Source organism: Alcaligenes sp. LTN-3, assembly GCF_059735605.1.
In genome coordinates this window covers 40,407-65,513 of sequence record NZ_JCAPDN010000004.1, presented here as the reverse complement: position 1 = coordinate 65,513, position 25,107 = coordinate 40,407, and the positions used below count along the sequence as shown (strand labels likewise).

Below are 25,107 nucleotides of genomic sequence, written 5' to 3'. Positions count from 1 at the left end.
ATGCCCTCCCAAGACCTTGGCCCCTCCACACCGCTGCACTGGCGTACAGGGCTCTCTTACGGGAGTCTTGGCCTACCGCTGGCTTTTGTGTCGCTGCCTTTATACGTCAACCTGCCTCATTACTATGCAGCGGTGGCGGGCGTGCCTCTGGCCAGTCTGGGTGCCGTACTGCTTGCCACTCGAGCCATTGACGCGGTGCTCGATCCCGCATTGGGACGCCTGGCCGATCGCCTTTTGCATCGAGGACAACGTCAAGCCTGGCTGGCAGCCGTGCTGGGCAGTGTCATCATGGTCTTGGGGTTTGCCGCCTTGTGGCATCCTCCCCTGGCTGTTCAAGAGGCGGCGCTAATCTGGCTGGCGGTCAGCCTACTGGTATGCACCCTGGCCTATAGCGCCGTGAGCATACTGCATCAGGCCTGGGGTACCCGTTGGGGAGGTGACCCCCATTGGCGCGCACGCGTGACGGCATGGCGAGAAGGCGCCACGCTTGCCGGTGTCCTGCTGGCCAGCATCTTGCCTACCTGGCTGGGCTTTGACGTGACCAGTATCGTGCTTTTTCTGGCTCTTGCCCTAGGCTTGCTCGGACTGCATAGCCTGCAACGATTCACAGCAAGCCCAACACGTTACGGACATCGTCACATCAGACCTGCTCAGGCCGCCTCCCCCTGGGCAGATGCCAGTTTCCGCCGGCTGTTATCAGTCTTCATGCTCAACGGTGTGGCCGCTGCCATACCCGCCACCCTGCTCCCGTTTTTCGTAACGGACCGTCTGCAGGCAGCCGATATGCAACCACTTTTCCTCTTGTGTTATTTCGGTGCTGCGGCGGCCGGGCTGCCACTGTGGATCAAGGCCGTTTCGCGCTGGGGCCTCGCCCCCAGTTGGCGCGCTGGCATGCTGGCAAGCATCATCGCCTTTTCGCTAACACCCTGGCTTGATGCTGGTGACGGCAAGGTCTTCATCCTTATCTGCCTGGCAAGCGGGCTTGCCCTTGGCGCGGATCTGGCACTGCCAGGCGCTTTGCTGACCGGTGTCATCCATGAGTCCGGTCACGGTGGCTCGGGCGAAGGACGATATCTGGGCTGGTGGGCTTGTGCCACCAAGCTCAATCTGGCTTTAGCCGCCGGGCTGTGTCTGCCGCTGCTCGCCTTTCTGGGTTACCACAGCGGCACGACCGACCCGGCAGGCCTGCAGGCACTGGCCTGGACCTATGGTGGCCTTCCCTGCCTGTTCAAACTGCTGGCGTGGGCATGCCTATGGCGCGCTGAGCACCTGCACACCTCCTGGAGACTGATATGAAATTGACAACATGCCGTGTCTCGACCCTGCCCTGGCGGCGCGCCATTCTGGGACTGACACTCACCGGATTGCTGGCCGGGTGTGTAGGGCCCACCGTACAGGACTATGCCCAGGAGCGTCCCGAACTGGACCTGCGTCAGTATTTCAACGGGCCCTTGACCGCCCACGGCTTGTTCACAGACCGCTCCGGCAAAGTGGTCAAACGCTTCACCGTGCGCATGACAGGCACCTGGAATGGCGATGAAGGCGTGCTCGATGAGCACTTTGTCTACAGTGATGGCACCACACAGCAACGGATCTGGCATTTGAAATATCTGGGTGACGGCCATTACACCGGGCGCGCGGACGACGTGGTGGGACAAGCACAAGGGCAGACCGCGGGCAACGCCTTCCATTGGAATTATGTGCTGGCACTGCCCGTGGACGGCAAAGTCTGGAACGTCAACATGGACGACTGGATGTATTTGATGGATGGTCGCACCATGCTCAACCGCGCCGCCATGAGCAAATTTGGTTTTCATCTTGGTGACGTAACCTTGTCCTTCACTAAGGAGTAAGTGTGATGGCAATGCTGCACACAAAACTCAACCCGCCGATCAGTCAATGGCAAGGCAAATGCGCCTGGATTGTCGGCGCCTCATCGGGCATAGGCAAAGCCACCGCACAAGCACTCCATGCCCAAGGGGCACGTGTCATCATCTCGGCCAGAGATGCCGATGCACTGCACACCCTGGCTGATGGCCGAGATGGCTTTCTGGCCGTACCGCTGGATGTCACCCAACTCGACTCCATGGTGGCGGCCAAGACAATGGTTCAAGCCTACGCGGACAAGGCCCCGGACCTGGTGCTGTATTGCGCTGGCAGATACCAGCCTCAACGAGCGACGCACTTCGATCTGCTTGAAATGCAGCGACATCTGGCCGTTAACTATGTCGGCGCACTGCACCTGCTGGACACGGTTCTGCCGATGTTGCTTGCAGCCGGACGCGGTCACCTGGCTTTAGTCGGCAGCGTGGCCGGCTATCGAGGGCTGCCGATGTCCCTGGCCTACGGCCCCACCAAAGCGGCGCTGAACAACCTGGCCGAAAACCTCTACCTGGACCTGCACCCTTTAGGGCTGGGTGTTTCCATTATCAACCCGGGGTTTGTGGACACCCCATTAACTGCACAAAACAGTTTCAAGATGCCCGCACTGATCACCCCCGAAGAAGCGGCGCAGCATATCTTGCACGGCTGGAAACAGGGACAGTTTGAAATGAACTTTCCTCGCCGTTTCACTGGCTGGGTCAAACTCATGCGATGCTTGCCAGATAGCTGGTATTTCTGGGCGGTACGCCGTGTCACCGGCATGTAATTTCACCGGCGGCTCACTGTTAAACACGGAGAATCCGATGCGCATCCTTCTGACCGGGGGCACCGGCCTCATTGGACAGGCCCTTTGCCAACAATGGCAAGCTCAGGGCCATGAACTCTGGGTATGGAGCCGCACCCCGCAGCAAGTTCCCCAGTTATGCCCGGGCGCAAAAGGCGTAGCCACTCTTGAAGAGCTAAATGGCAACGCGCCATTTGACGCCGTCATCAACCTGGCTGGGGCCCCGATTGCCAATCAACGCTGGACTGATTCACGCCGCCAGCTTCTGTGGCGTAGTCGTGTGGATCTGACTCGCCGCCTGGTAGACTGGATGGGGCAGCAAGCGTCGGTGCCGCCCATATTGATCTCGGGCTCAGCCACAGGCTGGTACGGAGACGGTGGGCAACAGCCTTTATCCGAAGACAGTGCACCAAGCCACAAAGACTTCGGCAGCCAACTTTGTGTGGCCTGGGAGCAAGAGGCCGAACAGGCACGCCAATGGGGGGTACGCGTGGTCTTGCTACGCACCGCACCCGTCTTGGCCAACAATGCAGGAATATTGGCTCGACTCCTGCCCTCGTTCAAGCTGGGATTGGGTGCCAGACTAGGTGATGGTCAGCAGTGGATGCCATGGATACACATTGAAGACCAGGTCGCTCTCATCGACTACCTTTTGCACAATCAAAGCTGTGAAGGCCCCTATAACGCGTGTGCGCCGCAGCCTGTGCGCAATGCGGAGTTCACCCGCATCCTGGCGCAAGAGCTGGGCAAGCCAGCCCTGTTTCATGCCCCGGCCTGGGTGCTACGGCTGGCATTGGGAGAGATGTCTGTTCTGCTGCTGGGCGGACAACGACTGATTCCGCAACGCGCCCAGCAAGCGGGTTTCAGTTGGCGTCACCCTGAACTGTCCGAGGCCTTAAGGAATGTGCTTAACAAAGCCTGAACGGATCGTTTACAGAGGTGGTTTTGCCATCTTGCCCATCAAAAAACGGCGGACGCTAAGGTTCGGGCATCGCCTTGGCCCAAGCCGTCCCGAGCAAAATCCCCACACCCCCTGTCCGTGACGCCCAAGCGTCCGGCCACGAGACACTGCCGCGCCGTTCGGCGCGGCCTGAGCCTTGCGCGCTTACGTCAGAAAGTTTACAAAGCCGGTGATAATCACGGCGTTGAAAAAATCGATGAACAAGGAGCCCACCAAGGGAATCACAAAAAAGGCCTTGCGCGAGGGGCCATTATCTTCCGTAAAAGCCTGCATATTGGCCATGGCGTTCGGCGTTGCCCCCATGCCGAAACCACAATGCCCGGCCGACATCACAACAGCGTCATAGTCCTTGCCCATGACATTGAAGGTCACATATCGGGCAAAGAAGTACATCATCACGGTCTGGGCAATCAGAATCACCAGCAAGGGACCGGCCACTTGAGCCAGTTCCCACAACTTCATCACCATCAATGCCATGACCAGGAAGAAAGCCAGCGACACATTGCCGATAATTTCAAACTCTTTTTCCGGCAAGCGGTAACGACGCCAATCAATCACATTACGGATAACGGCTGCCACCAGCATGGACCCCAGGTAGGCAGGCAGCACGATGCCGCGCTCACCCAACCATTCGATGATGACACTGCCCACCCCAATCGCAATGGACAGCAGAACGACCGCGTAGACCGGCATTTCAAAGCCACCGTCATCAAGCTGAACGGTTTCTTTAACCTGGGCTTGCATAGCATGGGGTACGTTTGCACCTTCATGCTGGCGACGATGACGACGGTGTGGTGCAGGGCCGTCAATCTTGTGTTTTTTCATCAGGCGTCGGCCCAAAGGACCACCAATGACACACCCCATCACCAGCCCCCAGGTCGACGCGGCAATGGCAGCGGGCAAGGCCCCCACAGCACCTGCGTTCTCCAGCAAGGGGCCAAAAGCGGCGGAGGTCCCGTGACCTCCTGTCATGGCGACCGAACCGGCCGCCAGGCCCAGCAAGGGATTGGCATCCATCAAAGCGGCCAGGGTGACACCCATCACGTTTTGCAGAATAATCAGGACAACCGCACAGCCCAAAAACAGGGCCACTGCCAGCCCCCCCTTTTTCAACAGCTCGAAACTTGCTGAAAAGCCAATGGTGGTAAAAAAGGCCATCAACAAGAAGTTGCGTATATCGTCGTTGAAAGAGAAGTGAAACGAACCCGTCTCGTGACCCACCAGGGCAATCAATGCAAAAACCAAACCGCCAATAATGGGGCTGGGAATGAAATAGCGGGCCAGCACAGCAACGCGATTCTTTATATATTCTCCCAGCACGAGAAAAACAGCCGCTAAACCGACCGTTTGCGCTATATCGAGCTGAATATTCATCTATCCGTTCCTTACATCTTTGGAATAAGGGGCCTGCACCTATGTGTCTGACAGAGGCTTCAAACCAGTTTGTTCAAATAGGCGTGTCTATCGTTGCTACTTCGTCCTTGTGGGACAAAGGCATGACCACCAACAGCGTAGCAAAACCGAGAAAAATAACATGAACAGACGCCTAATGACGCCTATTTCCGTTAATCGGCCCGCCTTATTACAAAAAAACCCGCCTGCCGGCGGGTTGGGGAAAAGGTGATGCTTAGCGATCGCGTTCGATGGAAAACGCGCACAAGCTGAGCAATACCTGCTTGAATTCGCTCTCAGGCACATCCGCCAGAGCCTGCACCGCCAATTGGGCTTCCGCCTTGGCCGCTTCGCGGGTGTACGCCAACGCGTCAGTTTGCTCAATGGCCTGGGCCACTGCCGCAAAATCCGCATCACCGGTTTCAATGGCGGACTTGATCAACTGGACTTGTTCGGGTGTCCCCACTTCCATGACACGGATCAGTGGCATAGTGGGCTTGCCTTCGCGCAGATCGTCACCCACGTTCTTGCCCAATGCCTGGGCATCACCGGTGTAATCGAGCACATCATCAACCAGTTGAAAGGCCGTACCCAGGTGACGACCATACGCAGCCATGGCCTCTTCCATCTCGGGCGAAGCTCCGGCCACAATCGCGCCAACTTGCGCGGCCGCCTCAAACAGTTTGGCTGTCTTGTAGCGCACGACTTGCAGGTAACGCTCTAGAGAAACGTCCGGGTCGTGTACGTTCAGCAGTTGCAAGACCTCGCCTTCAGCGATCACCGTGGTGGCTGCTGACAACACAGCCATGGCAGGCATGGAGTTCGACTGCACCATCATCTCGAAAGAGCGCGAGTACAGGTAGTCGCCCACCAACACACTGGCTGCATTGCCATAGACGGCATTGGCCGTGTGGCGACCGCGACGCATATCGGATTCATCAACGACATCGTCGTGCAGCAAGGTGGCCGTGTGGATGAACTCCACAACGCCAGCCAGCAAATGATGCGTGTTCCCCTGATAAGCCAGTGCGCGGGCTACCAGCAACAAAAGCGCGGGACGCATACGTTTGCCACCCGCACTAACGATGTATTCGCCGATTGTGCGTATCAGCACCACATCCGAATTCAAGCGCTCACGAATGACGACATCAAGAGCCTTCATGTCGTCGGCAATAGGTTCAATCAGGGTGGACAGGTTCAAAACAGAATTCCGGACGAGTAAGGGAGGGGGCCCGTAGCGGCCAACCATAACTGAGTGATTATACGATCTTGAATCGCTTTGGGCCCATTGTTACGCGTCCAGCACAACAGTGATCGCAGAAAAAGGTGCCAAATTAGCGATAATAAGCGTTTCAACCTGAAACGGAGACCGTCTTGAGCTCGCAAGACCTGAGTACCCTGATCAGCCGGGCCGAGCGGGTTCTCGCTCAATTGGAAGCCTGGCTCCCCCCTGCTCCCCCTCCTGTCAACTGGGATTGCGTGGCATTTCGCTGGCGCACCAATGGTACGCGTGGCTGGTTGGAAGGTGTCTCGCACGTCGCCACCATCCAACCGGACGATCTGCACCATATCGAACGCCAAAAAAGCATTATTGAGCGCAACACCCGCCATTTTCTGGCAGGCAAACCCGCCAATAACGTCTTGATGACCGGTGCGCGCGGGACCGGAAAAAGCTCGCTGGTCAAAGCCATGCTGGCCAAATTTGCCGACCAGGGCCTGCGCCTGATCGAGGTGGACAAGTCCGATCTAGGCGATCTGGGTTACATCATTGACCTGATCAGCAAGCGCCCCGAACACTTCATCATCTTCAGCGACGACCTGTCTTTTGAAGAAGGCGAAGCCGGTTACAAGGCGCTCAAATCCGTGCTGGACGGCTCACTGGCCTCCCCTGGCGACAATGTACTGATCTACGCCACGTCCAACCGACGTCACCTGATGCCTGAATACATGAAGGAGAACCTGAGCACCTCCACTTCCGCAGACGGCGAGATCCACCCCGGTGAGGCCGTTGAAGAAAAGGTATCCCTATCTGAGCGCTTTGGACTATGGTTGTCGTTTTACCCCTTTAAACAAGACGACTATCTGGACATTGTGTATTACTGGCTGGGCGCATTGGGTTGCCCTGCAGAACACATCGAAAGCTCGCGTACGGAAGCCTTGCAATGGGCTCTGGAACGTGGCTCGCGCTCCGGCCGGGTAGCACGTCAATTTGCTAGAGATTGGACCGCTAGACATGTCTAAACCCACGTTGGAAGTGGCCGTTGGCGTTTTACTGAACCAACACGGCCAAGTGCTACTGGGAAAACGCCCAGCCGATAAACCCTGGCCAGGCTGGTGGGAATTGCCTGGCGGCAAGATTGAAGCGGGCGAGAGCGTCGTACAGGCACTGGTACGGGAACTGCGCGAAGAACTCGGCATTGAAACGACCCACGCACACCCCTGGGTCACCTATACACACGAATACCCCAAGAACTTCGTCAAACTCTCTTTCTGTCTGGTGCGGGAATGGGAAGGCGAACCACAGTGCCTGGAAGGCCAGGAGCTTGCCTGGGTCAACCCTAAAGGTCCATTGGAAGTCGGCCCTGTACTGCCTGCTACCGAACCGCCGCTGAAATGGCTGCAACTGCCCGAACGCTATCTGATTAGCAACATCGACGAGCCAGCCCGCTTACCCGCCTATCTGGAACAACTGGAACAAGCTCTGCAACAAGGCCCGGCCCTGGTTCAGTTTCGTGAGCCTGCCTGGGCTGCCCGACCTGATGCCGAGTTCCATTTGCACCAGGCGTTTCTGCAAGTGGTGAACCTGTGCCAGCGTTACCAAGCGCGCTGCCTGGTCAACAGTCTGCACCCCGAGAGCTGGTGGGACCACGCCGATGGTGTGCACTTGCGCGCCAGCGACGCCCAAGCCCTGTCTGCGAAATGCCACGACACCCTGGCGACATTTCCCGCGATCAGCAAAGGCTTGATCGGCATGTCCACGCACAATGAACGTGATATTGAAATAGCCCGCAAAATCCAGGCGGACTTTCTGGTTCTGGGCCATGTCCTGGAAACCGCCTCTCATCCCGGCGATCCCGGTATGGGCTGGGCCCGTTTTGCCAGTCTGGCCGAACAAGCTGGCCTGCCTGTGTTTGCAATCGGCGGACAATCGGCCAACACTCTGGCTCAAGCCCGCAATCACGGCGCACACGGCATTGCCGGTATGCGCCATATGCTGGACAGCGACCCGGTATGATGCCGCAGGTCTCTATTTCGGAACACGAAGGCGTGCGCTACCTGCACCTGGGCTCGGCCTGGGTGCAGGGCGCCATGCGCCTGGATGCTCCCGATCAGTTGGAGCTGCACTACATCCGTCAAATGATGATCTGGAGCTTGTTCCAGACCGATCCGCGCCGTATTGCCCAGCTTGGCCTGGGCGCAGGCAGCCTGACGCGCTTTTGCTACCAGCATTTCCCCCAGGCGCGTATCGACGCGGTGGAAATCAATCCGGAAGTGGTGCAAGCCAGCCGGCTGCTGTTCAATTTACCGCCCGACGACCAACGCTTGAACGTACACACGGTAGACGCGCTGGACTATCTGGACGCGGTATATGGCGAGCTGGATGTGCTGCAAGTTGATGTCTACTCTGATCAGGCCGAGCACCCTGCACTGGAAAGCGAAGCCTTTTACCAGGCCTGCCGCAAAGCTCTGGGGCCGCAAGGACTATTGACGGTCAATTTACTGGGGTCGGAACGGGTACATGCGCGCAATCTGCATGCGTTGCAAGAGAGCTTCTCTGCCGTGGTCTGGCTACCTGAAACCCATGACGGGAATCTGGTTGCCCTGGCCTTTGTAGACCCGCCACAAATTGATTTTGATGATTTGTACCAACGTGCTGAAGAGATCCACGCCCTCTTGGGTTTGGACGACGGCAAGGAATGGGTTGACGGGCTATATGCCTGGATGGACCAGGACTAAGTTCAAAAACCTCAGCCAAGCTTTAAAAAAATACCCCGGAAACTGACTGGCAACTCCGCTCTTGGGGTATTTTTTTGCCTTCGCAACATTCAAAGTCACAGCGAATTGGCTGTCTCCAAGGTCTGGTTCACCTATTCCTGAAACGGGCTTACATGACATAGCAAACCTGCCAGCCCGTCCTGGGCCTTGGGCATCACTCGGCGGCAGGACCTGATGCGTCTGCGACAGACTCTGCCCCATCGGTTTTCTTCATACCCGCTTTTGTAACTTCCTCTGAAGTCAGCCCAGTTTGCGCATCCCAGCCACCGCCCAAGGCCACCATCAGTTTGACTGCCGCCCGCAAGCGTTGAGACTCCAGATCCAAGGCCTGCCGCTCGGCTGACAAGGCCGTGGCCTGGGTTTGCGCCAGACTCAGAAAATCCACCAGACCGGCATCAAACTGATTGCGCGTCAGCCGCAAGGACTCGCGGGCCGCCGCCAGAGAACGCGCTTGACTAGCTTGCTCCAGCTCCAGGCCATTACGCTCCGACAAGGCATCTTCCACTTCTTTCAGCGCATCCAGAACCGTCTGGCGGTAAGCCGCCAATTGTTCGTCATAACTGGCCTTGGCCTGCTCGACTTGTGCACGACGCGCTCCAAAATCCAGCAAGGTCAGGGCGAAGGCAGGCCCCAGGGACCAGACACGCGCGGGTGCCGTCAGCCATTCACTTAAATCACTGCTGCTAAACCCCCCGCTGGCTTTCAGGCTCAAGCTGGGAAACCAGGCGGCTTTGGCTACACCAATCTGGGCATTGGCCTGCGCCATACGACGCTCGGCCCGGGCCACATCGGGGCGACGTTCCAGCAGGCTGGATGGCAAGCCCACCGGAATATCCGGAGCCACTGGCCAAGGCGCATGCGGCACCACCTCGAACTGGGACGGCGCACGGCCCACCAACACCGCCATGGCATGCTGATAGGAGGCCTTTTCACGATTCAAAGCCAGGCGCTGAGTACGTGCGTTTTCAAGCTGACTTAAGGCTGCCGCTACGTCTCCCGGGGCCGAAAAACCGGCGTCCAGACGATTCTGATTAATTTGCAAAGAGCGCTCGTACGCGGCCACAGTTTCATCCAGCACGCGTTCGCTGGATTCCACACTGCGGTACTGCAAATAAGTTTGGGCCAATTGCGACTGCAGGCTCAAACGCGTGGCGGCCATATCCGCAGCACTGGCTTGCAGGCCTGCGTCACCCGCTTCTACCTGACGGCGAATCCGCCCCCACAAATCCACTTCCCAATTCACGGTGATGCTGGCATCGTAAGCGCTGCTGCTTTGGCTGGTATCACCCGAGCCGCCGCCCCGTCGCGTGGTTCCGACCGAGCTGTCCACTTTCGGAAACAGAGTCGAGCGCGTGTTGGACAAGGTGGCTTGCGCCTGCCGGACGCGTGCCTGTGCTTGCTGCAAGCTAAAGTTCTGCTCGTTCAGGCTTTGCATCAAGGTATTGAGCACGCCGTCATTAAAGCTTTCCCACCAGGGGCCGCGATCCTTCAAGTCAGCCGGTTCAGCCTGCTTCCAGGCCGTGGAACGCACCTTTTCCCGAAAGTGCTCCCCCACTGGGGCCTCAGGCCGCTGATAATCAGGGCCAACGGCACATGCGGACAGGAGCAGCACCATCCCAGCCAGTGCAAAGCGCGGAAACATCGTGGCAGTAGAAATAGGCATATCAGCTTATGTATTCAAGTTTGTCTGGTTCTTGCCGCGCATGAAGCGATGGCGCAAACGATCCAGATAAAGATAAACCACGGGCGTGGTGTACAAAGTCAGGATTTGACTGAGCACCAAACCACCCACAATGGTGACACCCAGCGGCTGGCGCATTTCCACGCCCGGCCCGGAGGCCAGAATCAAAGGAACAGCGCCAAAAATAGCGGACAAGGTTGTCATCATGATGGGGCGGAAACGCACCAGGCAGGCCTCATAAATAGCCTCACGCGAGCCCATGCCGCGCTCACGCTCCATTTGCAAGGCGTAGTCCACCATCATGATGGCGTTTTTCTTGACGATACCAATCAACAAAAATACTCCGATCATGGCAATCAGATTGAACTCGCCACTGGTCATCATCAAGGCCAGCAAGGCCCCAATCCCAGCCGAGGGCAAAGTGGACAGAATGGTCAGCGGGTGCATATAGCTCTCGTACAGCATCCCAAGCACAATGTACAAGGCCACCAAGGCGGCAAGGAACATCAGGGGTTGCTTGGCCAGGGCATCAAGCATCTGCGCCGTATTGCCCTCAAAGCCGGCCTGAATCTCGCGGGTAGGCAACTGAATCCGGGCCATGGCCTGCTCAATGGCCTCTGTCGCCTGACTGAGGGTGACGCCTTCGGCCAAACCAAAAGACACAGACTCGGCCACCAGCAGACCCATGTGGTTAATGCTGCGCGGCGCGGTGCCCGTCGTAAAGCGCGTAAAGGCGGACAAAGGCACGCGCGTGCCATCTTTGGCAACGACCTCAATCTCCTTCAAAGACTCCAGATCCTGAGCAAAACGCGGCTCGACCTCCATGACAACGTGATACTGGTTCAACCGTCCAAAAATTGTGGAAACCTGACGCTGGGAGAAGGAGTTGTTCAAGGTCCCTGCCACCATGGACATATCCACGCCCAGGCGCGTTGCCATATCCCGATCAATTTCCAGTTGAACCAGGCCAGCCTTGTCATCCGTGCCTGTGTCCACGTCTACCAGTTCAGGCAATTCGGCCATGGCCTGCTGAACCTTGGGCAACCAGGTTTTCAGCAACTCCAGGTCGCTCCCCAGCAAGGAGTAGTCATAAGAGCCACTGCGCCCGCCGCCGCCGCTACCGACCGGAATATCTTGCTGAGGCACCATGAACATGCGCGCACCCGGCGTGGTGGATAAAGGATCGCGCAGGCGATTCACAATATCTGTTGTGCTGGCTTTGCGCTCATCCATGGGCTTGAGCTCAACCAGAATGAAGGACGAGGTGCTACCACTACGACCACCGGCAAAGACAGCCACCGAACGGATGTCCGGGTCCTGATTCAGGATGGAACGGAAGTACTCCAGCTTAGGCTCCATGGACTGGAACGAGGTGCCCCTATCGACCCGGAAAAACCCCATCAACTGACCGGTATCCTGCTGTGGAAACAGCCCCTTGGGCACCACCGCATACAGGTACACATTCAACCCTATCGTGGCGAACAAGGAAAACAACATCAGGCGATGATGCTTGAGCGCCCAATCCAAAGAGCGACGGTAAGCACGCCAACTGACACTGCCTATCCAGCCCAGAAAACGACTAAGGGGATGGGTAGACTCATGCTCTTGCGGTCCTGGGCGCAGCAATCGGGCGGACATCATGGGAGTCAGCATCAAGGAGATCACCAGGGACACCAGCACGGCCGTACACAAGGTGACGGCAAACTCCATGAACAGGCGCCCAGCCAATCCCCCGATCAACCACAAGGGAATAAACACCGCCACCAGCGACAGGCTCATGGCCGTGACGGTAAAGCCCACCTCCCGCGTCCCGCGCAAGGCCGCCCGCATAGGGGACAAGCCTTTTTCCAGGTAACGCATAATACTTTCCAGCACCACGATGGCGTCATCCACCACAAAACCCGTGGCCACAATCAAGGCCATCAAGGAAATGGTGTTCAGCGTAAAGCCGAACAAATGCATGAAAGCAAAGGTGCTAATCAAGGAAGCGGGCACGGCGATAGCGGGGATCAAGGCAGCGCGCCAGTTTCGCAGGAACAGCAAGACCACCAGCACCACCAGGGCCACCGCAATAATCAGCGTCAGTTGGGCCTCTTCCAGCGTGGCGCGGATACTGGGGGTGCGATCCTGCGCCACCGTCAATTGCGCCTGGCTGGGCAGCATTTCCTCGATATCCTGCAAGCGCGCGCGGATAGTATTGACCGTCTCAATAATGTTGGCACCGGCCTGCCGACGCACAATCAGCAAAACAGCTTCCTGGTTATTCCAATACCCCAGGCTGTGAATGTTCTCGACGGAGTCCTCGACCTTGGCGACATCTCCCAAACGGATAACCTGCCCGTCCTGATTCTTCAGAACCAAGGGCTCAAAAAAACGGGCCTGATTGTATTGTTTCCCCGAATTGATCTGCCACTGGCCCTGCTCACCTTCCAGATAGCCGTTGGGACGCAGGCTGTTGGCGTTATTGATCACCGAGCGCACATCATCGAGCGCAATACCGGCCGAGGCCAACGCCTTGGGGTTCAGCCCCACCCGTACCGCAGGCAAAGAGCCACCGCCCACCTCGACCGAGCCCACCCCCGGAATCTGAGCCAGTTTCTGCTGGACAATACCACTGGCCATATCAAAAAGCTGCGCCTTGTTCGCCGTTTGCGACGTCAGCGCCAGCACCATGATAGGCATGGACGAGGGGTTGACCTTCTCGTAGGTGGGCACACTGGACATACCCGACGGCAACATCGGGCGAGCCTGATTGATAGCGGCCTGCACATCACGGGCAGCCCCTTCAATATCTCGGTCCAGATCGAACACCAGTATGATCTGGGTGGAACCCTCGCTACTGCGAGAACTCATCTCAGAGACACCGGCAATGGAACCTAGTGCCTGCTCCAGTGGGGTGGCCACACTGGAGGCCATGGTTTCAGGGCTGGCACCGGGCAAATTGGCCGAGACCGCGATCACCGGAAAATCCATTTCCGGCAACGACGACACAGGCAATAAACGCAGTGCCAAAGCCCCCATGAGCACCATGGCCAGTGCCAGCAGGCTGGAGCCCACTGGCCGGAAGATAAACAGCCCTAGCAAACGCTTCATGACAACTCGCGTACCGACTGAGCACCACGGCGGGTAAAGCGATCAAAGAACAGGTAGATAACGGGGGTCGTAAACAAGGTCAACACCTGGCTGGCTAACAGCCCGCCCACCATCACCAATCCCAAAGGTTGGCGCAGCTCGGCGCCAGAGCCGGTCGCCAGCATCAGTGGAATGGCACTGAACAAGGCGGCCAGCGTTGTCATCAGAATGGGGCGAAAACGCAGCAAGGCGGCCTGATGAATCGCCTCCTGAGGACTCATATCCTGCTCGCGCTGCGCCTCCAAAGCGAAGTCGATCATCATGATGGCGTTCTTTTTCACGATACCAATCAACAGGATGATCCCGATTACCCCCACCATGTCCAGATCCCGTCCGGCCAACAGCAAGGCCAGCAGCGCCCCAATCGCTGCCGAGGGCAAGGTCGACAAAATAGTAATCGGGTGGATATAGCTTTCGTACAACACACCCAGCACGATATACATGGTCAGCACAGCAGCCAGCATCAGCCACAGTGTGCTGGACAAGGAAGCATGAAACGCCTTGGCGGCACCCAGATAGCGGGTATCAATCGAGGTGGGCATGCCAATCTGGTCGGGCACGGTTTCAATCGCTTCAATGGCATCAGACAAGGAATAACCATCGGCCAGATCAAAGGACACATTCACAGACGGGAACTGCCCCAAGCGCTCCACCGATAGCGTGGTTGGCACCAGATCGATCCGCGCCAAGGACGTAATCGGCACGGGTGTGCCTGCTGCCGTCATCACATGGATATTTTCCAGATCCTGCGGGCCTTGGCGGTACTCATCCTTGACCTCCAGCACGACCCGGTACTGGGCAGACTGCGTGTAGATTGTGGAAATCAAACGCTGTCCGAAGGCGTCATACAGCGCATCGTCAATATTTGCTTTGGTCACGCCCACACGAGCCGCCGCATCCCGGTCTATATCCAGCAGAACCTGCAGGCCATCGTTTTGCAGGCTCATGGACGCCTCTTTAATCTGCGGCAAGGCATTGACGGCATCCAGCCAACGCGGCATCCAGGTGGTCAACACCTCCGTCTCTGGGTCAGACAAAGCCATCTGGTACACATTGCGACTGATCTGGTCGTCTACCGTCAGTTCCTGAATGGACTGCTGATACACCGATAAGTCGGGAATATCCTTCAAGCGCTCATTGAGCCTGTCCATGATTTCATTGGCACTGGCCCGGCCCGAGCCAATCGGCTTCAAGGCAATTTGCAAACGGCCATTATTCAAGGTGGCGTTCGTGCCATCTACCCCGATAAATGAGGTGACGGCCTCTACATCCGGGTCTTCCAGCACAATCGCCACAGCTTGCTGCTGCAAATGGCCCATGGCGCGGAACGAGGCGGTTTGCGGCCCTTGGGTAATGGCCTGAATCAAGCCGGTATCTTGTTGTGGAAAAAATCCTTTGGGCACAATCGCGTACAGCAGGCCCGTCAAGACCACCGTCCCCACCGCAACCCACAAGGTCAAGGTCTGGTGACGCAGCACCACAATCAGGCCACGGTCATAAGCCGCAATAATGCGGTCCATCCGGTTCCCCAACCAGGTGGTGAAGCGGCCATACTGGCGCTCGTTCTCGGGTTTGAGCATGCGCGCACACATCATGGGCGTGAGCGTCAGCGAAATGAACAAGGACAGCAAGATGGCGACGGCCAGGGTAATGGCGAACTCACGGAACAGGCGGCCAATAACGTCGCTCATGAACAGCAACGGGATCAGCACGGCAATCAAGGAGATGGTCAAGGACAGCAAGGTAAAACCAATCTGCGCCGCGCCCTTCAAGGCGGCTTGCAAAGCGGTTTCGCCCTTTTCGATGTAACGGGCGATGTTCTCAATCATCACGATCGCATCATCAACCACAAAACCTGTGGCAACCGTCAAGGCCATCAGGGTCAGGTTATTAATACTGAAGCCCCACATCAGCATGATGGCAAAGGTGGCGATCAAGGAAATAGGCACGACAACACTAGGGATCAGCGTGGCGGTCCACGTGCGCAGAAACACAAACGTCACCAGCACCACCAGCACGATGGCCAGCATCATTTCCTTTTGCACATGGTCAACCGAGTCCCGAATGGTCTGGGTCCGGTCCGTGGCCACGGTCACATCCACACCAACCGGCAAGGAACGACGTATTTCCGGCAGCAGGCTTTGAATCTGGTCCACTACATCAATGACATTGGCCCCAGGCTGTCGCTGAATATTCAACAAGATCGCTGGCACGGTGCCCATCCAGGCAGCCTGACGCACATCCTGAGCGTCCCGCACCACCTTGGCCAGCTCGCCCAGGCGTACAGCCGCACCATCCTTATAGCTGACGATCAGGTTTTCGTAATCCTGTACGGTTTTCAACTGCTCGTTGGCGCCGATACTGGTGGAGCGCTGAGGCCCATCCAGATTACCTTTAGGCTGGTTCACATTGGCTGCAACCACGGCTTGCCGCAGATGGTTCAGCGTCAGATTACGCACTGCCAACGCGTTGGGATCGGCCTGAATCCGCATGGCCGGCTCCTGGCCACCCGCAATACTGACCAGACCCACACCCGTCACCTGCGAGAGCTTTTGTGCAACCCGTACATCAATCAGGTCACGCACCTCGTGCAAGGGCATATTGGGGGAGGTCACCGCCAGGGAAATGACTGGGGTGTCAGCCGGATTGACCTTGTTATAGATAGGCGGCGCGGGCAAATCATTGGGTAGCATCGTAGAGGCGGCATTAATCGCCGCCTGCACCTCTTGCTCGGCCACATCCAGGGGCAAGCCCAAATCGAACTGCAAGGTAATGCGCGATGCCCCACCCGAACTGGACGAAATCATCTGCGACAGCCCAGACATACTGCCAAAGCGCCGCTCCAGCGGTGAGGTAATCAAGGCCGCCACCACATCCGGGCTGGCGCCCGGATAAAGCGTAACCACCTGGATGGTGGGGTAATCGACCTGCGGCAAAGCGGCCACGGGCAACATGCGATAGGCCAGCAAACCGGACACCAGCAAAGCCACCATCGCCAAGGTGGTAGCCACCGGGCGCAGGATAAAGATACGCGACATGCTCACGGCTTACTCGCTTGCAGGACGTGGACGGCGACCCTCACCCGAACGTGTGTCTTGCTCTGGTTGAGCGCCTGCATCAGTTGGTGCCGGTTTTTCCTTGGCCTGGCCATCTTGCTGCATCACGTCGACCTCCGAGCCTTCGCGCAAACGGTCAGTGCCCTCCACCACCACGCGATCGCCTTCTTTCAGGCCAGTTTTAATCAGCGTCGATTCCAGGGTGGCAGTACCCAGCTCTACCACCTGAATATGAACCTTATCCTCGTCATCCAGGGTGTACACATAGGTACCTACCGAACCCCGCTGTATCGCATGCGATGGAATCAGCAGACCTTGTTCCTGGCCCAAAAAGACGCGGGCATTGACGAACTGATTGGCAAACAGGGTTTCGTTGTCGTTATCAAACTCGGCCTTCACTCTCAGCGTGCCGGTATTGATGTCGATCTGGTTATCCAGAGCCTGCAAGCGGCCTTTATCCGACAAGAGCTGAGCTTTGCTGTCGATCAGGGACACACGCAAAGGCGACTCGCTTTGTTTCATGGCCTCCAGCAGACTGCTCAATTGGTTCTGCGGCAAGGAAAACTCCACGCCGATGGGATCAACCTGAGTAATCACGACAATCCCGTCGGTATTACCGGCAGAGACCAGATTGCCCTGATCGAGCTTACGCAGGCCCAAGCGGCCATCCAGGGGCGCCGTGATGCGCGTGCGATCCAGTTGCACTTGGGCTCGAGCGACTTCTGCTTGATTGGATTTGATCTGAGCCTGCAACTGCTGAACAGCCGTTTCCTTGGTTTCCAAGGCCTGGCGAGCAATCGAATTCTGTTGGAACAGGACGCGATGACGAGCCAGCTCCTGCTGCGCCCCCTTCAACTGAGCCTGACTCTGTGCCAGTTGTCCCCGGGCCTGATCCAGTTGCACTTGGTAGGTACGCGGATCAATCTCGGCCAACAAATCGCCGGCCTTCACACGCTGCCCATCCTTGAAGTGAATACGCTCCAGCACGCCATCGACCTCACCGCGTACCGCAACTGTCTGCAAGGGCTTGACCGTGGCAATCGCATTGACTGTTTGGTCGATCAAACCCGTCTTGACTGTGGCTACCTGAACCGGAACTTTGCTGGCCCCCATCATGCCGCGCGGCCCGCGCATGGGGGTAGGTGTATCTGAAGGGGAAGACAAGGCGTAATAAACAAGGCCTGCTGTCAGCAGCAGCCCTACCAACACCCAGACATAGAAGGATCGGGACCGCCGACCTTTGCCTGTGTTCAACTCCGACATGAATACTCCCCGGCTAAAACTTAATTGTCTCTATGCACGGTCTAATAAGCGTTTAAGCACTACCTATCGTGACGGCGACACGCATTATGCCGCCAAAACACGATAGCAATTAGCCTGAAACGATCAAGAGATACAAGCGCTGACAAAACAGCCCCCTTGCTAGACCACGCTGGCCCAGCAAGTATAAAAGCGGCTATCTGAACCTTATATGAACAGCGTTGTTAGCCAAAGTTGCAACGGGCCAGCCTAAAGGGGATATCTACCGTTACGGCCTGCGGTTTCAATTGATTGTCTTGCTGCACAAAGCGTATCCAGATGACGTAGCGGTTAGCGCTCATTTCCGGATAGATGCAGGCACCGGCATCCACCCATACTCGCAGCAACTGGAAGGTCTTGCCTGCCAGCATTTCTTGATAAGAGCCGTCGCGAGCTAGCAGATCAGCCGGGTCGCCCGACTGGCGCAGCAAGCGCAAAATCAAGGCCAGACCGTGATAGAGCGGCAGGAAAGACTCCGACCAGCGGCGCAGGTCCTGGACACGATCCGTATCGGGCCGCTGCTGCCAGGAATAATAAGAAGGCATGTCCACCTGAGACGTACCACCGGGCACCGCTACCCGGCCCCGCAAACTGGTCAACCATTCATTGTCGCGCAGGCCCTGCCCCACCCGCCCTTGGGCCGACAGGTCAGCAGCCGCACGCACAATTTGCTCAATCATCTTGTCCAGCGCCTGCAGCTGAACACCGGGGTGCTCGCGCAGCGCAGCCAGCGCCACGCGCTGACGCTCCAGATCCTGAAGAACGGCAGAACGTAAATCGGTCCGATCCGAGATGTCCAGCAAATCAAACAAAGTCGCTACAGCGATCTGATGCGAGTACGCATCCTGGTTGGCTGAAAAATGAAACAGCCTATCGAACAAATACTCGACTCTCAGTAAAGCCCGGACACGCTCATTGCAGGGGTATTCGTATAGAGTCACGCGTTTAAAACCTTTTTTTGTCGACTGTAGGGTCAGACACGTCGTGGTGTCGGGCCGTCAAGGCACACCAGCGTTGGTGTACTGCCCGCGCCCGCTCTTCCAACAGAGGCAAAGTCGTCTGCCCATCGTTCAGAACCACATCGTCGGCCACGTCCAAGCGTTGCTGACGTTGCGCCTGTGCTGCCATGATACGTTCAATTGTGGCCACTGCCAGCCCGTTACGCTTCTGTACGCGCGCGATCTGGGTCGCTTCATCACAATCGACAACGCAAATCCGATCCACACGGTCGCGCCATCGTCCTGACTCCAGCAGCAAGGGTACAACCACAACAAGATAACATCCTTGCGCTTTCAAGGCCTGTGCTTTTGTTACATCCCAAATCAAGGGATGAATGATGGCCTCCAGGCGATGGCGGGCATTGGGGTCAGCAAACACACAGGCCCGCATCCAATCCCGATCCATGGAACCGTCCGCTGCCAAGGCCTGCGTACCGAAGGCGGCACGAATCGGTTCAATGGCCAGGCCACCGGGCGCGGTCAGCTCATGCGCGATCACATCCGTATCCACAACGGCCGCCCCCCAAGAGGCAAAAAAATGGGCCACCTGGCTCTTGCCCGATCCAATTCCACCAGTCAGCCCAATCGTCAGCATGAACAATCCACAGATAAAAAACAAAACTGTAACGTACCCGCGCCAATCCTCCTACCCGCAATAGGCCTGAGACTGTCCCGCCCCCCTGGTCTAGCGTAGAATTCAGCTATCAACCCGTCCACGGAAGCCCGCCATGTCTTTCTCCACGATTTCCCCTCTGCGCTCCCTTACCTTGCTTTCGGTCGTTTTGCTGGCCGCATGTGCCCAGGCGCCCGTTCAGCCCAGCCCTAACGAAGGCCGTGGCTCCACTCAGAAAGACGCCCTGCGCCAAGCGCAAGGCAGCAGTACCGCCCGTGCCCCCTCACAAATCAATTTGGGGTTTGGCAACCAGGAAGGCCTGCACGCCATTACACCGGCCCGCGCTGAACAGCCCGCCGTCCAGGCAGATCGCAGCGTTCCCGAACTGGCTGAACCCAAAACCTTCCTGGGCACCCTATCCTGCCCGCCACAAAGCGGCGCTTGCGAGCCCTACAAAATCAGCGTCACCCTGGCTCCCGCAGGGCAATGGCGTATGCGTGCCACCCCAGTAGGCGCGGGTCAGGAACACCACAAGAGCGGCTGCTGGGTTCCAATCGGTACACAACCCACCCGCATCGCCCTGTTGGCCGATAACGACTCGACGCTGGCAGACCTGAGCTTTGTGAACAACAACGTCTTGCGTATCAACACCTTCAACCAGCAGCGTCCCACACTGGAAAGCCATTTGACTCGCCAAGCCGACATCGACCCGGTCAGCGAACTGGACGGCCAGGCCAACCCAGCTTGCCGCTAAGCTAAGGCGCAGACAGGCCGCCCATCAAGCTGGGCGGTAACACATCCCGCAGACCTGGCTCGCTGAACACAAAACGAGTCAACTCAACCGCATTGCGCACGCGTAACTTCTGGAAAACGCGTGCCCGATGCGCTTCAACCGTACGCTGGGAAATCTCCAATTCAGCCGCAATAACCTTATTCGCCTTACCAATAGCGATATAAGACAATACGTCGCGCTCGCGCGGAGTCAGGCTTGCAAAAAGCACAGAGGCGGGAAGGTGACTATTCAATACCATGTCAGTCTCGTATATCTGTACCAGGCGAACAGGCCGCCTGCGAGGTGAAGAATTAACCATAGACAGAGTTTGTCATTTTAGGCAGGGACTACACGACTGTTAACTTATACGGGATGTTTTTGTCACATGACTAATATAAAGAACCTGATTTCGATACCCTAAGAAACAGCCTTTTCAACTGAAAAGTTAGCGATTGGCAGGGACAACGCCTGTTCCCCATCACCCGCCCAAAACACACTAATCACCTAGGCCAAACTCATTAAGCGGGCAGGCGCGAATACAAACCCCACCCATCAACAGCCATCAGAGATGCCGACTCCACGGCAATGAGCCCCTCTGGCGTGCGGCTCAGGGGGACGGCGATTCAGACTGCTTGCCGCGGGCCAGAGATAGCGTAGGGATGCAAGCACCCTGCTGTTTGAGCCGGACGCTTGTACTTGGTCCGGGGGACCAAGTACCCGGTGAGTTCAGGGTGCGCCCGGAGCTATCTCTGGCCAAGGGCACCGGTGCACAGCACCGGCAAGTAGTCCGCCTTCCCCCTGAGCCGCACGCCAGAGGGGCAACGTACTGAGTCCACCTACAGTTTGAAGGAACAAAGAGCGCTACTACCCACGACCAGAAAAGCAGACACAGACACAGACACAGACACAGACACAGACACAGACACAGACTACAAAATCAAACCACACAGGTATAAAAAAAGCACAGCAAAAGCTGTGCTTTTCTCACCAAATAACACAAGAAATCAGGCTTTAACCATTTCCAGGTTGTCGATCAAGCGCGTCGCGCCCAACTTGGCCGCGGCCAATGCCACCAAAGGCTCACCAGCTGCGATTTGCTCTTCAGTTGGTTCCAGCAAGTCCGACTGACGACGCAAGGCCATATAGTCCACCTTCCAGCCCAGATCCGTCATCTTTTTGGTCGCATAAGCCTCGATCTGCTCGCGGCTTTGACCTTGCTGCAAACGCTCATTCATCTCCTGCAGCGTGCCATAAATCTGCGGGGCCTGAGCGCGCTCCTCGGGACTCAAATAGCGATTACGCGAAGACATGGCCAAACCATCCTCTTCCCGCACCGTCTCGTGAGCCAGAATCTCTACCGGCAACTGGAACTGGCGCACCATCTGGCGCACCACCATCAACTGCTGATAATCCTTCTTCCCGAACACGGCCACACGCGGCTGCACACAGGAAAACAGCTTCAACACAACCGTACAGACCCCTTCAAAGAAGTCCGGACGGAAGTGGCCTTCCAAAATTCGACCCAAATGATCAGGCGGGCTGACACGGAAACTTTGCGGCTCCGGGTACATCTCGCGCTCCGAGGGGGCGAACAGGACATAGACATCGCGCTCTTGCTCCATCTTGGCCGCATCATCCTGCAAGGTACGCGGATAACGGTCAAAATCCTCGTTAGGACCAAACTGCAGACGATTGACAAAAATACTGGCCACCACCGGATCGCCATGCTGGCGAGCCATCTTCATCAAGTCCAGGTGGGCTCGATGCAAATTCCCCATGGTTGGAACAAATGCCACGCGTGTCTGACCCTGGAGCTGATCGCGCAGTTCTTGGATGTTATGGACGACTTTCAAAAAATTCTCCGCTACGGAATAAGATCAGGCCCATCGGCCTGCGCTCGAATATAGGTCAGGCGCAAATAAATAGGAGCGTAGGGCTCGGCCTGCGTGATTTCAAGCAGTGACTCTCGTGCCAATTCCAGCATGGCCAGAAAATGCACGACAAGCACCGCCGCTGGATCACCCTGATCCAGACGTTCATTAAACAGCTCAGTAAACTCCATGAAGCGCACGTGCTGCAAACGTCGCAGAATCTGGCTCATGTGATCGCGTACCGACAACTGCTCGCGCGTAATCTTGTGACTGGCATTAAGCTTGGCGCGCTTCAAGATACCCAGCCAGGCCTGGCGCAAATCATCCGCACTCACTTCGGGCGGAATGGCTTCCACAACCAACTCGGCCTGAGCGTTGGCCAGCAGATAATCGCGTCCCATCAGGGGCAACTCGTCCAGACGACGCGCGCCCTCCTTCATGCGCTCGTATTCCAGCAAACGACGCACCAGCTCTGCACGCGGATCCTCAACTTCTTCACCCGTGTCCGCGCGCCGCACCGGCAACAACATCCGAGATTTGATCTCGATCAGCAGCGCCGCCATCAAAAGATACTCGCCCGCCAGCTCCAGATTCGTGGCGCGAATCTGCTCGACATAAGCCAAATATTGCCCAGTGACCTGAGCCATCGGAATGTCCAGCACATTGAAGTTCTGCTTGCGAATCAAATACAGCAACAGATCCAGCGGGCCTTCAAAGGCGTCCAGAAACACTTCCAGCGCATCAGGCGGGATGTACAGATCCTGGGGGATCGCAAACAGCGGCTCACCATAAAGACGCGCCAGCACATCCTCGGGCTGAGGAGCTGGCGTATCCACAACGGGCTGCTGTGCAATCTCAGTCACAGGCGCGGGCGTACAGATTTAGTTGTTTTCGTAGTACACGTAAGGTTTTTGAGGCGTACGAGCAGCCTTGTAACCATCTTGCAGTTCCTGATCAATCTGCTTGTCCCACAGACGATAGCGGCCTTCACGCTGCCGTGCTTCGGTATCCGCGTTCTGCTCTTTATACTGTTTAAGAAACTGGGTAATTTCGGATTCGAAATTCTTTGCCATAATACCTGTACGCCTAAAATAAATTGGATAACAGAAAAGTTTGAGTTTACTGCACCGCACACCAGAGAGTTCGCCGCATGGCATCTGAACAGACCGAAGCCACCAAACCGGCAACCCTGTCCCCTCAAGAGCGTCGAGCCATACGCATTATTCCCTACATTGTGGGATGTGCATTGTTCATGCAAATGCTGGACTCTACGGTTGTCGCCACTGCTCTGCCCACGATGGCCTTATCGCTGGATACCAGCGTCATCCGCATGAATACCATCATTACCAGCTACTTGCTGGCCGTGGCTGTATTCGTTCCTATCAGTGGGTGGGCTGCAGACCGCTTTGGTGCGCGCAAGGTGTTCCTGGCCGCCATTCTACTCTTTACCGCCAGTTCTGTTGCATGTGCCCTGTCCCAGACCCTGTCACAACTGATCATTTCCCGCGTGATACAAGGCATGGCGGGAGCCATGATGGTTCCGGTAGGTCGCATTATCTTACTGCGACGGGTGCCTAAAGATGAGCTTTTAAGCGCCATGGCGGTGCTGACTTTACCCGCCTTGCTGGGCCCTATCATCGGTCCGCCTGTGGGTGGCTTTTTAGTCACCTATGCCAGTTGGCACTGGATTTTCCTGATCAACATCCCCGTGGGGGTACTGGGTATCGCTCTGGTACTGCGTTACATCCGCGAGGACTACCCCACCGAACGCCCGCCCCTGGACTGGCTGGGCTTTATCTTGAGCGCCATCTGTCTGGCCACGCTGGTAACCAGTTTCGAGAACGTAGGCCACGGCACCATTAGCTGGGCTACCCTGGGCTGGCTGACTTTGGCGGGTCTGGTCGCGGGGGCATGGTACATCTGGCATGCACGGCAAGTAGCCTATCCCATTATTGATTTGTCCTTGCTACGCACCAAGACCTTTGCCATTTCTGTATTGGGCGGCAATCTGTGCCGCTTCTCGCTAGGGGCCTCACCATTTCTGTTAGCGATCATGCTGCAAACCAACTTTGGCATGAGCGCATTGTCGGCGGGTCTGATCACCTTCACCGGGGCGATTGGCGCTCTGGGCATGAAACTGGTGGCTCCACCCATCATCCGACGCTACGGTTTTCGCAAAGTCCTGATCGTCAACGCCTGGCTGACAGGCTTGTTCATCGCGCTGTGCGCCATGTTCCAGGCCACCACACCCATGTGGCTCATGATTGCCGTCCTGACTGCAGGCGGTTTCTTCCGCTCCCTGCAGTTCACCGCCGTCAACACCCTGACCTACGCCGACCTGGAATCCGAAGCCATGAGCCAGGCCAGCAGTTTCGCCGCCATGGCGCAGCAGTTGGCCATCAGCTTGGGCGTGGCATGTGCGGCGGTAACGCTAAATGTCAGCATGGCATTGCGCGGGGCCAGCAGCGTAGAGACCCAGGATACGATCTGGGCCTTTCTGATTCTGGGCGCGATTACGGCGATATCGAGCCTGTCTTTTGCCCGGCTGTCAGCCAGTGATGGTGAGTCGTTGCAGAAGAAGTAGGTCCGAACGGTTTTATAGCTCATCAGGCATGCTTGCCCCCTCATCAGGCAGCATGTTTGCAACGGGCTTTAGTCTAGTAATAAA

Annotated in this window: 21 protein-coding genes; 9 read left to right on the top strand and 12 right to left on the bottom strand. The window is 57.1% G+C overall.

Annotated features, from left to right (window positions below; all coding sequences use genetic code 11):
- Genes AC6I6N_RS16755 through AC6I6N_RS16740 form a run of 4 tightly spaced genes read left to right on the top strand, consistent with a single transcriptional unit; the run spans window position 1 to window position 3,590 of the window.
- Window positions 1-1,296, top strand: a complete 1,296-nt coding sequence (locus AC6I6N_RS16755; RefSeq protein ID WP_497943681.1) for an MFS transporter — start codon at window positions 1-3, stop codon at window positions 1,294-1,296.
- On the top strand, window positions 1,293-1,853 hold the full coding sequence (locus AC6I6N_RS16750) for a DUF3833 domain-containing protein (RefSeq protein WP_094197800.1): 561 nt from the start codon (window positions 1,293-1,295) through the stop codon (window positions 1,851-1,853). The genes AC6I6N_RS16755 and AC6I6N_RS16750 overlap by 4 nt, the downstream gene beginning before the upstream one ends.
- Before the next feature lie 5 nt (window positions 1,854-1,858).
- Window positions 1,859-2,650: an SDR family NAD(P)-dependent oxidoreductase gene (locus AC6I6N_RS16745; protein WP_497943680.1), complete on the top strand. Its 792-nt coding sequence runs from the start codon at window positions 1,859-1,861 to the stop codon at window positions 2,648-2,650.
- A gap of 37 nt (window positions 2,651-2,687) precedes the next feature.
- Complete coding sequence (locus AC6I6N_RS16740) at window positions 2,688-3,590, top strand: TIGR01777 family oxidoreductase (RefSeq protein ID WP_497943679.1); 903 nt, start codon at window positions 2,688-2,690, stop codon at window positions 3,588-3,590.
- 183 nt (window positions 3,591-3,773) lie between these two features.
- On the opposite strand, the gene gltS is transcribed toward AC6I6N_RS16740, so the two are convergent.
- Both gltS and ispB read right to left on the bottom strand, forming a co-directional pair.
- Window positions 3,774-5,003 (bottom strand): sodium/glutamate symporter, encoded by a 1,230-nt coding sequence (gltS, locus tag AC6I6N_RS16735; protein WP_121739656.1) that lies wholly within the window; start codon window positions 5,001-5,003, stop codon window positions 3,774-3,776.
- A 253-nt stretch (window positions 5,004-5,256) separates the two neighbouring features.
- Window positions 5,257-6,222 carry an octaprenyl diphosphate synthase gene (gene ispB, locus AC6I6N_RS16730; protein WP_094197804.1) on the bottom strand — a complete coding sequence of 322 codons (966 nt, stop codon included), beginning with the start codon at window positions 6,220-6,222 and terminating at the stop codon, window positions 5,257-5,259.
- Window positions 6,223-6,395: 173 nt separating this feature from the next.
- Here ispB and AC6I6N_RS16725 point away from each other — a divergent pair, with 173 nt between their 5' ends.
- From AC6I6N_RS16725 to AC6I6N_RS16715, 3 genes are read left to right on the top strand one after another with little or no spacing between them, the layout of a single operon-like run.
- Window positions 6,396-7,262, top strand: a complete 867-nt coding sequence (locus AC6I6N_RS16725; protein WP_094197805.1) for an ATP-binding protein — start codon at window positions 6,396-6,398, stop codon at window positions 7,260-7,262.
- Window positions 7,255-8,256 carry a Nudix family hydrolase gene (locus AC6I6N_RS16720; RefSeq protein ID WP_497943678.1) on the top strand — a complete coding sequence of 334 codons (1,002 nt, stop codon included), beginning with the start codon at window positions 7,255-7,257 and terminating at the stop codon, window positions 8,254-8,256. The genes AC6I6N_RS16725 and AC6I6N_RS16720 overlap by 8 nt, the downstream gene beginning before the upstream one ends.
- Complete coding sequence (locus AC6I6N_RS16715) at window positions 8,253-8,978, top strand: spermine/spermidine synthase domain-containing protein (RefSeq protein ID WP_166727095.1); 726 nt, start codon at window positions 8,253-8,255, stop codon at window positions 8,976-8,978. Before AC6I6N_RS16720 ends, AC6I6N_RS16715 begins: the two co-directional genes overlap by 4 nt.
- Before the next feature lie 193 nt (window positions 8,979-9,171).
- On the opposite strand, the gene AC6I6N_RS16710 is transcribed toward AC6I6N_RS16715, so the two are convergent.
- The 6 genes from AC6I6N_RS16710 to coaE all read right to left on the bottom strand — a co-directional run bounded on the left by AC6I6N_RS16710 (window position 9,172) and on the right by coaE (window position 19,778).
- Window positions 9,172-10,680: an efflux transporter outer membrane subunit gene (locus tag AC6I6N_RS16710; RefSeq protein WP_094197807.1), complete on the bottom strand. Its 1,509-nt coding sequence runs from the start codon at window positions 10,678-10,680 to the stop codon at window positions 9,172-9,174.
- A gap of 6 nt (window positions 10,681-10,686) precedes the next feature.
- Window positions 10,687-13,791 carry an efflux RND transporter permease subunit gene (locus AC6I6N_RS16705; RefSeq protein ID WP_497943677.1) on the bottom strand — a complete coding sequence of 1,035 codons (3,105 nt, stop codon included), beginning with the start codon at window positions 13,789-13,791 and terminating at the stop codon, window positions 10,687-10,689.
- Window positions 13,788-16,874, bottom strand: a complete 3,087-nt coding sequence (locus AC6I6N_RS16700; RefSeq protein ID WP_497943676.1) for a multidrug efflux RND transporter permease subunit — start codon at window positions 16,872-16,874, stop codon at window positions 13,788-13,790. The genes AC6I6N_RS16705 and AC6I6N_RS16700 overlap by 4 nt, the downstream gene beginning before the upstream one ends.
- A 3-nt stretch (window positions 16,875-16,877) precedes the next feature.
- Window positions 16,878-18,149, bottom strand: coding sequence for an efflux RND transporter periplasmic adaptor subunit (locus tag AC6I6N_RS16695; RefSeq protein ID WP_497943675.1), 1,272 nt, complete (start codon window positions 18,147-18,149; stop codon window positions 16,878-16,880).
- Between the two features lie 221 nt (window positions 18,150-18,370).
- A complete protein-coding gene (gene zapD, locus AC6I6N_RS16690; RefSeq protein ID WP_094197811.1) occupies window positions 18,371-19,126 on the bottom strand; it encodes a cell division protein ZapD in 756 nt (251 codons plus the stop codon).
- Between the two features lie 4 nt (window positions 19,127-19,130).
- Window positions 19,131-19,778, bottom strand: a complete 648-nt coding sequence (gene coaE, locus AC6I6N_RS16685; protein WP_094197812.1) for a dephospho-CoA kinase — start codon at window positions 19,776-19,778, stop codon at window positions 19,131-19,133.
- Window positions 19,779-19,911: 133 nt separating this feature from the next.
- Between coaE and AC6I6N_RS16680 the strand changes: the two genes are divergently transcribed.
- The gene (locus AC6I6N_RS16680) at window positions 19,912-20,550 is read left to right on the top strand and encodes a hypothetical protein (protein WP_094197813.1); all 639 of its coding nucleotides are present in this window, start codon (window positions 19,912-19,914) and stop codon (window positions 20,548-20,550) included.
- 1 nt (window position 20,551) lies between these two features.
- Here the strand turns inward: AC6I6N_RS16680 and AC6I6N_RS16675 are convergent, their stop codons facing one another.
- The 4 genes from AC6I6N_RS16675 to AC6I6N_RS16660 form a co-directional block, all read right to left on the bottom strand.
- Window positions 20,552-20,827 (bottom strand): response regulator transcription factor, encoded by a 276-nt coding sequence (locus AC6I6N_RS16675; RefSeq protein ID WP_094197814.1) that lies wholly within the window; start codon window positions 20,825-20,827, stop codon window positions 20,552-20,554.
- A 745-nt stretch (window positions 20,828-21,572) separates the two neighbouring features.
- Window positions 21,573-22,421, bottom strand: coding sequence for a pantoate--beta-alanine ligase (gene panC, locus AC6I6N_RS16670; RefSeq protein ID WP_094197815.1), 849 nt, complete (start codon window positions 22,419-22,421; stop codon window positions 21,573-21,575).
- Between the two features lie 11 nt (window positions 22,422-22,432).
- Window positions 22,433-23,275: a segregation and condensation protein A gene (locus AC6I6N_RS16665; RefSeq protein ID WP_094197816.1), complete on the bottom strand. Its 843-nt coding sequence runs from the start codon at window positions 23,273-23,275 to the stop codon at window positions 22,433-22,435.
- A gap of 45 nt (window positions 23,276-23,320) precedes the next feature.
- A complete protein-coding gene (locus AC6I6N_RS16660) occupies window positions 23,321-23,512 on the bottom strand; it encodes a DUF3460 family protein (protein WP_009458738.1) in 192 nt (63 codons plus the stop codon).
- Between the two features lie 77 nt (window positions 23,513-23,589).
- On the opposite strand from AC6I6N_RS16660, the gene AC6I6N_RS16655 reads away from it, so the two are divergent.
- Window positions 23,590-25,023 (top strand): DHA2 family efflux MFS transporter permease subunit, encoded by a 1,434-nt coding sequence (locus AC6I6N_RS16655; protein WP_108728511.1) that lies wholly within the window; start codon window positions 23,590-23,592, stop codon window positions 25,021-25,023.
- Window positions 25,024-25,107 lie beyond the last annotated feature (84 nt).